At 71.9% G+C, this 12,728-nt stretch carries 11 protein-coding genes; 6 read left to right on the forward strand and 5 right to left on the reverse strand.

Annotation, left to right across the window (positions count from 1 at the left end; translation table 11 throughout):
* Positions 1 to 18: 18 nt before the first annotated feature.
* Positions 19 to 519 carry an Lrp/AsnC family transcriptional regulator gene (locus HUV60_RS20980; RefSeq protein ID WP_257848790.1) on the reverse strand — a complete coding sequence of 167 codons (501 nt, stop codon included), beginning with the start codon at positions 517 to 519 and terminating at the stop codon, positions 19 to 21.
* Between the two features lie 162 nt (positions 520 to 681).
* On the opposite strand from HUV60_RS20980, the gene hppD reads away from it, so the two are divergent.
* Positions 682 to 1,830 (forward strand): 4-hydroxyphenylpyruvate dioxygenase, encoded by a 1,149-nt coding sequence (gene hppD / locus HUV60_RS20985; protein WP_257848791.1) that lies wholly within the window; start codon positions 682 to 684, stop codon positions 1,828 to 1,830.
* A gap of 217 nt (positions 1,831 to 2,047) precedes the next feature.
* Here the strand turns inward: hppD and HUV60_RS20990 are convergent, their stop codons facing one another.
* Positions 2,048 to 3,529, reverse strand: coding sequence for a tetratricopeptide repeat protein (locus HUV60_RS20990; protein WP_257848792.1), 1,482 nt, complete (start codon positions 3,527 to 3,529; stop codon positions 2,048 to 2,050).
* A 117-nt stretch (positions 3,530 to 3,646) separates the two neighbouring features.
* Here HUV60_RS20990 and HUV60_RS20995 point away from each other — a divergent pair, with 117 nt between their 5' ends.
* Positions 3,647 to 5,062: an FAD-binding oxidoreductase gene (locus tag HUV60_RS20995; RefSeq protein WP_257850185.1), complete on the forward strand. Its 1,416-nt coding sequence runs from the start codon at positions 3,647 to 3,649 to the stop codon at positions 5,060 to 5,062.
* Positions 5,063 to 5,121: 59 nt separating this feature from the next.
* Here the strand turns inward: HUV60_RS20995 and HUV60_RS21000 are convergent, their stop codons facing one another.
* Positions 5,122 to 5,532, reverse strand: coding sequence for an SsgA family sporulation/cell division regulator (locus HUV60_RS21000; protein WP_257848793.1), 411 nt, complete (start codon positions 5,530 to 5,532; stop codon positions 5,122 to 5,124).
* Between the two features lie 228 nt (positions 5,533 to 5,760).
* On the opposite strand from HUV60_RS21000, the gene HUV60_RS21005 reads away from it, so the two are divergent.
* Both HUV60_RS21005 and HUV60_RS21010 read left to right on the forward strand, forming a co-directional pair.
* A complete protein-coding gene (locus HUV60_RS21005; protein WP_269441215.1) occupies positions 5,761 to 7,326 on the forward strand; it encodes an RDD family protein in 1,566 nt (521 codons plus the stop codon).
* Between the two features lie 143 nt (positions 7,327 to 7,469).
* Positions 7,470 to 8,141 (forward strand): RDD family protein, encoded by a 672-nt coding sequence (locus HUV60_RS21010; RefSeq protein WP_257848795.1) that lies wholly within the window; start codon positions 7,470 to 7,472, stop codon positions 8,139 to 8,141.
* A 32-nt stretch (positions 8,142 to 8,173) separates the two neighbouring features.
* Here the strand turns inward: HUV60_RS21010 and HUV60_RS21015 are convergent, their stop codons facing one another.
* Positions 8,174 to 8,464 (reverse strand): hypothetical protein, encoded by a 291-nt coding sequence (locus HUV60_RS21015; RefSeq protein ID WP_257848796.1) that lies wholly within the window; start codon positions 8,462 to 8,464, stop codon positions 8,174 to 8,176.
* Between the two features lie 358 nt (positions 8,465 to 8,822).
* Between HUV60_RS21015 and HUV60_RS21020 the strand changes: the two genes are divergently transcribed.
* Together HUV60_RS21020 and HUV60_RS21025 are read left to right on the forward strand one after the other, a co-directional pair.
* Positions 8,823 to 11,189 (forward strand): immune inhibitor A, encoded by a 2,367-nt coding sequence (locus HUV60_RS21020; protein WP_257848797.1) that lies wholly within the window; start codon positions 8,823 to 8,825, stop codon positions 11,187 to 11,189.
* A gap of 124 nt (positions 11,190 to 11,313) precedes the next feature.
* Positions 11,314 to 11,676, forward strand: a complete 363-nt coding sequence (locus tag HUV60_RS21025; RefSeq protein WP_257848798.1) for a hypothetical protein — start codon at positions 11,314 to 11,316, stop codon at positions 11,674 to 11,676.
* Positions 11,677 to 12,110: 434 nt separating this feature from the next.
* Here HUV60_RS21025 and HUV60_RS21030 read toward each other — a convergent pair whose 3' ends face one another.
* Complete coding sequence (locus tag HUV60_RS21030; protein WP_257848799.1) at positions 12,111 to 12,698, reverse strand: nicotinamidase; 588 nt, start codon at positions 12,696 to 12,698, stop codon at positions 12,111 to 12,113.
* Positions 12,699 to 12,728 lie beyond the last annotated feature (30 nt).

Raw genomic sequence — 12,728 nt, forward strand, 5'->3', positions numbered from 1 at the left:
TCGGCCACGCCCGTCCGGTCAGTCCGGTCCGTCCGGGGCCCCGCCCGGCGGTTCGAGGAGCGCGGCCTGCTCCACCAGCGGGATGATCCGCAGCGGAACGGGGTTCTCCATCACGATCGCCGTGGCGGCCCGGACGATGCCATCAAAACCGACGACACGGTCGATCACCCGTTGGAGATCGGCGTTGGAGCGGGCCACGAGCCGGCACAGCATGTCCCCGCTGCCGGTCGTGGTGTGCAGCTCCAGCACCTCCGGCACGGTCGACAAGTGCGCCCGGACATCCGCCCCTTGGCCCTGCCGGATCTCCAGCGTCGCGAACGCCGTGACCGGGTAGCCGAGGGCCGCCGGATCCACCTGGGGGCCGAATCCGCGGATGACTCCGTTCGACTGAAGCCGGTCCAGCCGCGCCTGCACCGTCCCCCGCGCCGCCCCGAGCCGCCGGGACATCTCCAGCACCCCGATCCGCGGCTCCCGCGCGAGGAGCAGGATGATCCGGCCGTCCAGCCGATCGATCGCCACACCGGCCTCCCTCCTGGTCACCCGGTCACCTGGTCACCTGGTCACCCGGTCACCTGGTCATCCTGTACAGAAAGTCCGCCGATCGCGGCACTCCACTGGACAGAATGCCCAGTGGACACGCGAACTATTGCGCACCTTGCAGAGCTGGCCCACCCTGCACCTATGACGCAGACCACACACCACACTCCCGACACGACCGCCCGGCAGGCCGATCCCTTCCCGGTCAAGGGAATGGACGCGGTCGTCTTCGCCGTGGGCAACGCCAAGCAGGCGGCGCACTACTACTCCACCGCCTTCGGCATGACACTGGTCGCCTACTCCGGACCGGAGAACGGCAGCCGCGAGACCGCGAGCTACGTCCTGGAGAGCGGCTCCGCCCGCTTCGTGTTCACCTCGGTGATCAAGCCGTCCACCGAGTGGGGCACCTTCCTCGCCGACCACGTGGCCGCGCACGGCGACGGCGTCGTCGACCTCGCCATCGAGGTACCGGACGCGCGCGCCGCGTTCGCCTACGCCGTCGAGCACGGCGCGCGCCCGCTCGCCGAGCCGTACGAGCTGAAGGACGAGCACGGCACCGTCGTCCTCGCCGCGATCGCCACCTACGGCAGCACCCGGCACACCCTCGTCGAGCGCACCGGCTACGACGGTCCCTACCGGCCCGGCTTCGTCGCCGCCGAGCCGATGGTCGAACCGCCCGCCCGGCGCTCCTTCCAGGCCGTCGACCACTGCGTCGGCAACGTCGAACTCGGCCGGATGAACGAGTGGGTCGCCTTCTACAACAAGGTCATGGGCTTCACGAACATGAAGGAGTTCGTGGGCGACGACATCGCCACCGAGTACAGCGCACTCATGTCGAAGGTGGTCGCCGACGGCACGCTCAAGGTCAAGTTCCCGATCAACGAGCCCGCCGTCGCCAAGAAGAAGTCCCAGATCGACGAGTACCTGGAGTTCTACGGCGGCGCGGGCGTCCAGCACATCGCGCTCAACACCAACGACATCGTGCACACGGTCCGCCAGATGCGCGCGGCCGGTGTGCGGTTCCTGGACACCCCGGACTCGTACTACGACACCCTCGGCGCGTGGGTCGGCGACACCCGGGTGCCGCTCGACATCCTGCGCGAGCTGAAGATCCTCGCCGACCGGGACGAGGACGGCTACCTGCTGCAGATCTTCACCAAGCCGGTCCAGGACCGGCCGACCGTGTTCTTCGAGATCATCGAGCGGCACGGCTCCATGGGCTTCGGCAAGGGCAACTTCAAGGCACTCTTCGAGGCCATCGAGCGGGAGCAGGAACACCGCGGCAACCTGTGACCGGGTGACGGGCGGGGGTGCCGGCGGGACCGACAACGGCGAGGTCCGGACACGGGGTGGTGCCCGCCGGTCCGTGTCCGGTCCTCACCGGCCTTCGCCGGTCTTCGCCGGTCTTCGCCGGTCTTCGCCGGTTCTCGCCGGTCTTCGCCGGTCTTCGCCGGTTCTCGCCGGTCTTCGCCGGTTCTCGCCGGTCTTCGCCGGTCCTCGCCGGTTTTCCTCATGACCAGTCCGGTGGCCCGTCCCCGACCGGTGGCTCGCCCAGCCGTTCCAGTGCCGCCTTCGCCTCGGGCACCCGAAGCGGGGAGAAGTACGGGTTGATGCTCAGGGCCTCCCGCAGATGCCGCCGCGCGGGCCCGTACCGCTCCAGCCCGCGCTCGATCATGCCCCGGTGGAAGGCGTGCAGCGCGCTGCGCACCCCGCCGCCGTGCGTCTCCTCCGTGGCCCGCACCGCGAACTCCAGCGCCTCCTCGGACCGCCCCGACCGGTGCAGTGCCCAGCCCAGCGCGTCGGCCACCGCCGTCGACGGCTGCCGCTCCCACTCCGTACGCAGCAGCCGCACCGCGGCCCGGGGGTCCCCGTGGTCCGCCTCGAACCGGCCGAGGACCAGGTTCCCGTCGGCCCCGTGGGCGGCGGCCTGCCGTACCCGCGAGCGCAGCAGGCCGTAGTGGACCCGGGCGGCCTGCCGCAGCCCCAGTGACTCGTACAGCTCACCCAGTTCCAGCGCGTACTCCGGCAGCGGCTGCCGGGCCAGCGCCCCCCGGTAGGCGCTCAGCGCCTCCGTGGTCCGGCCGAGCGCGGCCAGCGCCCTGCCCCCTCCCGCCTGTGCCGCCCGCTGGTCCGGGTCGATGCGCACCGCCTCCTGGAAGTGCCGCAGGGCGTCCTCCCGGTCGCCGCGCTCCCAGGCCAGCTGCCCGGCCCGCTCCAGGTACGACGCGCGCTCGGCCGGTTCCCCCGCCGCCGCGACGGCGTCGGCGAGCTGGGCCGCCGCGTCCTCCCGCCAGCCCTTGTCCCGGTACACGGCCGCCGCCCGCGCCATGACGACCGGGCCCGACCGCAACGCCTTCAGCCGGTCCAGCATCCTGTCCGCCGCCCTGCCGTCTCCGAGCCCCGTGTACGCCTCGATCAGCGGGGGATACGTCGTCCACTGCTTCGGCTCCAGCTTCAGCGCCCGCTCGCCCCACTCGAGCGCGGCGGGATGGTCACCGCGCGCGTTCGCCAGCACCGCCAGCCCGCGCAGGGCCTCGGCGTTGCCCCGCGGCCGTACCTTCAGCGAGGTGTGCAGCGCCCGCTCGGCCCGCGAGTACCGCGCGGGGTCCGCCAGCCGCCGCCCCTGCTCCACCTGGGCCGCCCCGAGCAGGGCCCAGGACCGCGCGTCCTTCGGATGCTCCTTCAGCAGTTGTTCCCGCTCCTCGACCAGCACCTCCAGATCGGACAGCGACGCCGGTACCCCGCCGGCCACCGCCGCCTGTGCCCGCGCCCCGGGGGCCGGCTCCGGCGGCCCCTCCGTCCCCTGACCCCACGGCAGCAGCACCAGCACCCCGCCGAGCACGGCACACCCGGAGGCCGCCGAACCGAACCGCACCCGGCGCCCACGCCCCACCCGCCCGCGGGTCTCGTCCCCGCCCCCGGTCTCCCGCGGTCTTCCGCCCCCGGTCTCCCGCGGTCTTCCGCCCGCGGTCTTCTGTGGCTTGTCGTCCATGGCGCACACTGTGCGTCACACCATCCGCCGATACGACGAACCACACCCCGGCTCACCACGCCGTACGTCCGGGTGACGTACGCGGGGTTCACACCGATGGCCCCCGGCTGCCACGCTGTGATCATGAGCCGTATCGAAGCGCGACGCGATGAAGACACGGCGGCGGCCGGCCCTCTCGTCGACCGGCTGCTCGACGGGCTGCCCCCCGGGGCGGTCCTCACCGACCCCGGCGTCACGGCCTCCTACGCCCACGACATGGCGAGCTTCTGCCCGGCCGGCACCCCGGCGGTGGTCGTCCTGCCCCGCACGGTCGAACAGGTGCGGCACGTCATGCGCACCGCCACCGCCCTGCGCGTCCCCGTGGTCCCGCAGGGCGCCCGCACCGGCCTGTCCGGCGCCGCCAACGCGACCGGCGGATGCATCGTGCTCTCCCTGACCAGGATGGACGCCATCCTGGAGATCAACCCCGTCGACCGGGTCGCCGTCGTCGAACCGGGCGTCGTCAACGCCACCCTCTCCCGCGCCGTCGGCGAGCACGGCCTCTGCTACCCGCCCGACCCCTCCAGCTGGGAGACGTGCACCATCGGGGGCAACATCGGCACCGCCTCCGGTGGACTGTGCTGCGTGAAGTACGGCGTCACCGCCGAGTACGTGCTCGGCCTCGACGTGGTCCTCGCCGACGGCCGCCTGATGTCCACCGGCCGCCGCACCGCCAAGGGCGTCGCCGGATACGACCTGACCCGCCTGTTCGTCGGCTCCGAGGGCTCCCTGGGCGTCGTCGTGCGCGCGATCCTCGCCCTGCGGCCCAAACCGCCCGCGCAGCTGGTGCTGGCCGCCGAGTTCGCCTCCGGCGCCGCCGCCTGCGACGCCGTGTGCCGCATCATGGCCGGCGGGCACGTCCCCTCACTCCTCGAGCTCATGGACCGTACGACGGTCAAGGCCGTCAACGACATGGCCCGGATGGGACTGCCGGAGAGCACCGAGGCCCTGCTGCTCGCCGGGTTCGACACCACCGACCCCGCCGCCGACCTCGCCGTCCTCGGCGCGCTGTGCGAGGCGGCCGGTGCGACCCGGGTCGTACCGGCCGAGGACGTCGCCGAGTCCGAACTGCTGCTCCACGCCCGGCGCCTGTCCCTGGTCGCCCTGGAGGCGGTCAAGGGCACCACGATGATCGACGACGTGTGCGTGCCCCGCTCCCGGCTCGGCGAACTCGTCGACGGCGTCGAGCGGATCTCCGAGAAGTACCGGCTCACCATCGGCGTCGTCGCCCACGCGGGGGACGGCAACACCCACCCGACCGTCTGCTTCGACGCCCAGGACCCCGACGAGTCGCGCCGCGCCCGCGAGTCCTTCGACGAGATCATGGCCCTCGGCCTGGAACTCGGCGGCACCATCACCGGCGAACACGGCGTCGGCGTCCTGAAGAAGGAATGGCTGGCCCGCGAGATCGGCCCGGTGGGCGTGGAGATGCAGCGGGCCGTCAAGCAGGCCTTCGACCCGCTGAACCTCCTGAACCCGGGCAAGCTCTTCTGAACCGCCGCCCCGCCGCCCCGCCGCCCCGCCGCCCCGCCACATCCCCGCACCCCACACCGTCACGGGGCGAGCAGCGAGGCCAGCTCGTCGTCGAGACCGAACTGCGCGCTCTCGCTGCCCGGCGGCACCAACCACAGCGTCCGCTCCAGCCACGACGACACCTGCGCCGCCGGTGCCTCCAGCAGGGCGCGCCCCTCGGGCGAGTTCAGTGCCACCAGGACGACGCTGCGCCCCTCCGCCTTCGACGGCCACACCCGCACGTCGCCGGACCCGCACGGCCGGAACACGCCCTCGATCAGCAGTTCGCGGGCGAATATCCAGTGCACCGGGTGCCCGGAGTCGATGTGGAAGGTGATGTGCACGGCATAGGGGTCGTCGGTGCGGTAGCCGAGCCGGGCCCGCACCGGGACGTCCCGCTCCGGCGACAGGATGAGCCGCAGTTCCACTTCGCGCTCCACCACGATGTTCATGGCGCAGGTCCTCTCTCTCGTGAACCCCCGTACGCGTGTCCGCGAGGGGCCGTCACAGGGGAGAGAGGGGGAGAGGCCGGGAACATTACGCGGGTTCGCAAAAGTTTTTTCGTAGTAGCACATCGGTGCCCGAAAGGGGTGGGTCCGGCCGGACGGGCCCTGATGCTCGTACCCGTCTGATAAATGTGGTTCCCCGACCCACCCGCGAGCAGATACGGGACGACGGACATGAGCGCCCCAACCCCGGCCCCCGGCGACGACACGCCGCGTGAAGGCTTCTACCCGGACCCGTCCATTCCCGGATATGTCCGGTACTGGAACGGTGCCTCCTGGGTGCCGGGTACCAGCCGTCCGGCCCCGGAGGGCAGCGGCGCACCGCTCGCACCGGCGGACGCCGCCGGTGCGAGCGGTGCGCCGCTGCCCTCCGGGGCCACCCCGGCGGTGCCCACCATCGAGGAGACCGGCCCGCACTTCTTCGAGGAGGACCCGGTCGACGAACCGTCGCCGTCACCATCAGCAGCGTCTCCTTCCCCTTCGGCGTCCCCGTCCCCGTCCCCGTCCTCCCCGTCCTCCCCGTCCTCCCCCTTCTTCCCGCCTCCCTCGTCGGCCGATTCGCAGCACGGCAGCCGGCCCGAGCCCGCCTCGGCGTGGGGCGCCGACCGCTCCCGCCAGTCAGGCTTCGGCGGCGACCAGGACCACCGGATCTCCTGGGGTGCGGACCAGAGAACGGCCCACGTGTCCGGCCCGGCGGGAGGCGGGTCCACAGGCGCGGGCGCGGGTACGGGCGGTGCGGATGCCGGTGCGGTGCCCGCGGGCGACACGTTCGTGTTCCGCCGGCCGCCGGCCACGTCGCAGAGCGCAGACGCCGGTTCCGACGGAGCCTCTGCCTCCGCCGCGTCTTCCGGCGATGAGGTCGGGGACGAGGGGACCATGACCTTCCGTGCCGTCGGGCCGCGCCGGAGCTCCGGCGCGGCCTCCCCCGGGCGGCCCGGGTTCGGGGCGGGGAAGGCCGCCGCGCGTACCGCCTCCGGACAGGCGGGGAGCGGGAGCCCGCCCGTGGCACCGGCGTCCGGGCCGCAGCTGCTCTCCCCGGCCCCGGCCGTTCCGTCACCGGCCACCGCACCGGCACCGGGGCCCGCCCCCACCACGACCCCCGCCGCCGTCTCCGGGCCCCTGTCGAGCGGTCACGGCGGCGGCCAGTCTTCCTGGGCACAACAGGTGCACCGACCCGGGGACGGGGAGGAGCCGCCGGCCGCGCCGTGGAAGCCGCCGGTCGAGGACGTCTTCCAGGCCGCCGCCAGGCGTCAGGCCTCGGCCCGCCCCGCGGCGCTCGGCAAGCGGCTGGTCGCGCGGCTGCTGGACACCGTGGTCCTCGGCGGTGTCACCACCCTGGCCGCCGTACCGCTGGGCATCGCGGCGGCGGACCACATCGACGAGAAGATCGACGCGGCCAAGCTGTCCGGTGAGACCGTCAGGGTGTGGCTGCTCGACGGCACCACATCGGTCTACCTGGGCGTCGTTCTCGCCGTCCTCCTCCTGGGCGGGGTCCTCTACGAGGTGCTGCCCACCGCTAAGTGGGGCCGCACCCTGGGGAAGAAGCTGCTGGGCCTGGAGGTGCGGGACATCGAGGGGCACGACGTGCCCGGGTTCGGGGCGGCCCTGCGCCGCTGGCTGGTCTACAGCATCCCCGGACTGCTCGTCGTCGGTGTGGTGGGCGTCCTGTGGTGCCTGTTCGACAAGCCGTGGCGGCAGTGCTGGCACGACAAGGCCGCGCACACGTTCGTGGCGGGCTGACCCGGCCAAAACCCCGGGGAAGCGCAAGGAGACCCGCACGGGGGTCCCCCTACGGACCGGCCGTGCGGGTGGCCGCGGCGCCGGTACTCCGGACGGCGGCTCGCCGGATGCGCGGCCGGGGGGGTTCGCGGTCGACTCGGGCCATGAGTACCGAACCGCCCCCCGGCTCCGGTCAGCAGCCGCCGGACGACGACCCGTTCAGAAAGCACCCGCCACCCGGCAGCCGGCCCCCGCCGCAGCAAGGCGGCGGCCCGTACGGGAGCGAGGGTGGCGACCCCTACAGCGGAGGGGGAAGCCCCTCCGGCGGCGGTGGCGGCCCTTACGGTGGTGGTGGCGGCGACAGCCCGTACGGTCCCGGCCCCGGTAACCCCCTCGCCGGGATGCCGCCGCTCGCCGACAGCCGCAGACGCACCCTCGCCCGCGTCATCGACATGATCCTGGTGGGTCTCGTCGCCTGGCCGTTCGGTGTGAGCGAGTACACCATGTCCGGTGACGAGGTCGACGTGGGCAAGTCCTTCGTCCAGTCCCTCGTCGCCGCGGTCCTCTACATCGCCTACGACACCTTCATGACGTCCCGCTCCGGGCAGACCCTCGGCAAGAAGTGGCTGAAGCTGCGGGTGGCCGACCTGTCCAACGGCTCGACGCCCTCCGTGCAGACGTCGCTGGTCCGCGCCCTCGTGCTGTGGGTGCCGTTCGCGTTCTGCTGCGACTGCGTGTGGACCGTGATTGCGGGCGGCTGGAGCTTCTTCGACAAGCCCTACAAGCAGGGCCTGCACGACAAGGCCGCCAAGACGGTCGTGGTCAGTGCCAGGTGACGCGGAACCGGCCGGTGTCGGGAAACCGTCCGCTAGCGGACGGACTGCCGCACGGCCTCCCGGGCCGCCGGTACGGTCGCCGGTGACGGCAGGGTCGCCCGGACCGGCTCCTGCTGCACCGGCCGCCGCACCGGGGCGGGGCGGGACTTCGGCTGGGGCACCGTCATGGCCACCAGCAGTCCGAGGGTGAGCGCCGCGACGACGACGAGCGCGATGCCCACGCCCGAACTCGCCTGTGACAACAGCAGCAGGGCGAAGGCGGAGAGGACCACGGTGCACGAACCGTAGGCGAACTGAGCGACAGTCGGACGGGGCATGGCCATCGTGTCCTCGTGAGTCGGGGGCTGTCGTCCTGGCGTGCCCCCGGCTCAACGGTGGGCCGCCAAGCGACTCTCACCGCGAGGGTGCCCGAGCGGAACGCACAGTAAGCGTGACCTGACCCACGGGGCCGGTGCACAGGGGGCGCACGGAGTCATCTCGACGGCGAAACGGGCCTCCCGTGTCCGAAAAGCGAACCCCGTCTCCGCATAATGCAGTTGAACTGTTCAAGTCAAGGTCTGTTTTTTCTGCTGATCCTTTAGTCAAATGTGGTCACTTGACTACACGCGTTGATCACGTGTGCGCGGCCATCCGTCACCCGGACTCCGTCTTCGCGCGCACGCACGCCAGAGGAGATCTCAAGTGACCAGTAGATCCTGGACGTTCAGAGCGGCCGCGACAGGCGTGGCACTCGCGGCGGTCACCGCCACCTGCTCTGCGTTCACCGTGGCCCAGGCCGACACGGCCGACGGGGCTGACCGGCCGGCCAGCGTGGACCGGCAGGACCCGGCGGAGCACCACCACGTCGAGCACGACCTCGAGGGACCGCTCTCCAAGACACAGGACGCCCAGCGCCAGGAGGCGCTGCAGCAGGTCATATCCGGCGACTCCTCGGTCAGGGACCGGGACGGTTCGAAGGTCGTCGAGCTCAAGGGCAGGGGCAAGAAGGGAACCGGCAAGTACGTCGAGCTCGGCCGGGAGAAGACCGACAAGATCTTCACGATCCTGGTCGAGTTCGGCGACGAGACCGACAGCCGCTACGGCGGTACCCCCGGCCCGCTGCACAACCGGATAGCCGAGCCGGACCGCAGTGTGGACAACTCCACCGCGTGGCAGGCGGACTACGACCAGAAGCACTTCGAGGACATGTACTTCGGCACCGGTAAGGGTGTCGAGTCGGTCAAGACGTACTTCGAGAAGCAGTCCTCGGGCCGCTACTCGGTCGAGGGCCAGGTCTCCGACTGGGTCAAGGTCCCCTACAACGAGGCCCGCTACGGCAACAACGCCTGCGGCGCCAGCACCTGCTCGAGCGTGTGGAACGTCGTCAGCGACGGTCTGAACGCATGGGTAGCCGACCAGAGGGCGGCCGGCGCCACCGACGCCGAGATCAAGACCGAGGTCGCCGAGTTCGACGAGTGGGACCGCTACGACTTCGACGGCGACGGCGACTTCAACGAGCCCGACGGCTACATCGACCACTTCCAGGTCGTGCACGCCGGTGAGGACGAGTCCGCCGGCGGCGGCGCCCAGGGCGAGGACGCGATCTGGGCCCACCGCTGGTACGCCTTCGGCACCGACGCCGGCGCCACCGGTCCCGACCAGAACAAGCTCGGCGGCGCCCCCGTCGGCGACACCGGCATCTGGGTCGGCGACTACACCATCCAGCCGGAGAACGGCGGGCTCGGCGTCTACGCCCACGAGTACGGCCACGACCTCGGCCTGCCGGACCACTACGACACCGCCGGCGGCGAGAACTCCACCGGCTTCTGGACCCTGATGTCCTCCGGTTCCTGGCTCGGCCGGGGCGAGGCCGAGATCGGCGACCTGCCCGGCGACATGACCGCCTGGGACAAGCTCCAGCTGGGCTGGCTGGACTACGACACGGCCAAGGCCGCGACGAAGTCCAAGCACAAGCTGGGCTACGCCGAGTACAACACCAAGGACAAGCAGGCCCTCGTGGTCGAACTGCCCGAGAAGGCGGTCACCACCGAGGTCGTCGTCCCCGCCGAGGGCGAGACGCAGTGGTGGAGCGGCAGCGGTGACGACCTGCGGAACACGCTGGCCCGTTCCGTGGACCTCACCGGCGCCTCGACGGCCGAGCTGACCCTCGACGGCTGGTACGAGATCGAGGCCAACTACGACTACCTGTACGCCGAGGTCTCCACCGACGGCGGCGCCAACTGGACCGTCCTGGACGGCACGGTGGACGGGCAGCCGATCCCGCGCGACGGCAGCGACAAGCCGGCCCTGCACGGCACGGTCGACGGCTACAAGCCGCTGGCGTACCCGCTGGACGCCTACGCCGGCCGGCAGATCGACCTGCGCTTCCGCTACCAGACCGACGGCGGCCTGGCGATGAAGGGCTTCGCGGCCGACCGGATCTCGGTGACCGCGGACGGCACCCCGCTGTTCACGGACAACGCCGAGACCGCGGACGACGCGTGGACGGCGAACGGCTTCTCCCGCATCGGCGCGTCGTTCACCAACGACTACGCGCAGTACTACATCGCCGAGAACCGTCAGTACGTGTCGTACGACACGACCCTCAAGACCGGCCCGTACAACTTCGGCTTCGCCGGCAGCCGTCCGGACTGGGTGGAGCACTTCCCGTACCAGAACGGCCTGTTGATCTGGAAGTGGGACACCTCCCAGGCGGACAACAACACCAGCGAACACCCGGGCACCGGCCTGGTCCTGCCGGTCGACGCGCACCCGACCGCGCTGAAGTGGGACGACGGCACGCTGATGCGCAACCGCATCCAGACGTACGACTCGGCCTTCAGCAAGTACCGCACCGACGGCCTCACGCTCCACAAGAACGACGTCACGACCAGGATCCGTTCGTCGAAGGGTGTGTCGGTCTTCAACGACCGCGCCCACACCTACTACGACGAGACGAACCCGACCGGCGGCGTCAAGATCACTGACACCAACACGAAGATCAAGATCGCCAAGGAGGCCAGGGACGGCTCCACGATCCACCTCGAGGTAAGCCCCGCAGGGAGGTAAACCGCTTCTTACCAGGTCAAACCGCGATCGGCGGCAACCCCACTGGCGGGTTGCCGCCGATCCGTGTTTAGGTGCGTCCTGTGACGTCCTTATTGACACCTGGTCCGACGGGGGTATGAATTCAATGGCCGCAGGAGGCTTCAGCAAGCTGCCGAACGGCACCGTGGTGGTGGCCCTGAACCTGCCCAGCCCCGCCGCCGGCTCCGCCGGCTCCGTGCGCGTCCTCGTGCACGCGGGCAACAGGGCGCGCGCCCTGACCAGGCTGCGCAACCTGGGCCTGCGGGCCGTCTACCTGAGAGGCAACGCGGCCCCGCCGAGCCCCGACGAGATCACCGCGGTGCTGCACCACCCCGACGGCCTCATATGGCGCACGGCCCCCGACAGCACGGCCCTGCCCGGTCCCGGCCTGCCCGGTCGCGACGACCTGGTGGTCGAACTGTGGCACCCGATCCGCGCCCTGCTCAGACGCCCCGCGGCCCCCGCCTGACCGGACCCGCCCGGCGTGTGCTCGTCCGGGGCTCGTCCGCCCGGCGTGTGTCCGTCCGGGGCTCGTCCGCCCGGCGTGTGCCCGTCCGGGGCTCGTCCGCCCGGCGTGTGCCCGTCCGGGGTGTGTCCGTCCGGGGTGTGTCCGTCCGGGGTGTGTCCGTCCGGGGCTCGTCCGTCCGGGGCTCGTCCGTCCGGCGTGTGTCCGTCCGGGGCTCGTCCGTCCGGCGTGTGTCCGTCCGGGGCTCGTCCGTCCGGGGCTCGTCCGTCCGGCGTGTGTCCGTCCGGCGTGTGCCCGTCCGGGGTGTGTCCGTCCGGGGCTCGTCCGTCCGGCGTGTGCCCGTCCGGGGCGTGACTGGACGAGACCTGTCCGACCGCCGGGCGCACGGCCGACACGTGCTCGCCGGACCGCCGCGCGTACGCCCCGACGGGGCCGGCTCACTGCACGACCGGCTTCCCCGCGAGCTCCACGCCCGCCCCGCGCAGCTCCTCGAGCGCCCGCTCGGTGGTCCGGGCCGCCACGCCCGCGGTGAGGTCCAGCAGGACCCGGGTGCGGAAGCCCTCGCGGGCCGCGTCCAGGGCGGTCGCCCGGACACAGTGGTCGGTGGCGATGCCCACCACGTCCACCTCGTCGATCTCCCGGGAGCGCAGCCAGTCGGCCAGCGGCACCCCGTTCTCCTCGGCCCCCTCGAAGCCGCTGTACGCCGCCGAGTACGCCCCCTTGTCGAAGACGGCGTCGACCGCGCCGGAGGCGACCGAGGGGGCGAAGTACGGGTGGAAGCCGACGCCCTCCGTCCCGGCGACGCAGTGCGCGGGCCAGGAGCGGACGAAGTCGGGGTTGTCGGCGAAGTGCCCCCCGGGGGCGATGTGGTGGTCGCGGGTGGCCACCACGTGCTGGTACCCGGCCGGTACCCGTGCGATCAGCTCGGTGATGGCGGCGGCCACATCCGCACCGCCGGACACGGCGAGGCTGCCCCCCTCGCAGAAGTCGTTCTGCACGTCAACGACGATCAAGGCGCGGCGCATGGTCGGATTCCTTCGGCTGGGGGTCGGTCG

The organism is Streptomyces sp. KMM 9044 (assembly GCF_024701375.2).
Lineage (GTDB): Bacteria > Actinomycetota > Actinomycetes > Streptomycetales > Streptomycetaceae > Streptomyces.

Bases quoted from the DNA above. Each gene is read 5' to 3' on its own strand.
- hppD (WP_257848791.1), top strand. From the start codon at position 682: ATGACGCAGACCACACACCACACTCCCGACACGACCGCCCGGCAGGCC.
- HUV60_RS20990 (WP_257848792.1), bottom strand. From the start codon at position 3,529: ATGGACGACAAGCCACAGAAGACCGCGGGCGGAAGACCGCGGGAGACC.
- HUV60_RS21000 (WP_257848793.1), bottom strand. From the start codon at position 5,532: ATGAACATCGTGGTGGAGCGCGAAGTGGAACTGCGGCTCATCCTGTCG.
- HUV60_RS21005 (WP_269441215.1), top strand. From the start codon at position 5,761: ATGAGCGCCCCAACCCCGGCCCCCGGCGACGACACGCCGCGTGAAGGC.
- HUV60_RS21010 (WP_257848795.1), top strand. From the start codon at position 7,470: ATGAGTACCGAACCGCCCCCCGGCTCCGGTCAGCAGCCGCCGGACGAC.
- HUV60_RS21015 (WP_257848796.1), bottom strand. From the start codon at position 8,464: ATGGCCATGCCCCGTCCGACTGTCGCTCAGTTCGCCTACGGTTCGTGC.
- HUV60_RS21025 (WP_257848798.1), top strand. From the start codon at position 11,314: ATGGCCGCAGGAGGCTTCAGCAAGCTGCCGAACGGCACCGTGGTGGTG.
- HUV60_RS21030 (WP_257848799.1), bottom strand. From the start codon at position 12,698: ATGCGCCGCGCCTTGATCGTCGTTGACGTGCAGAACGACTTCTGCGAG.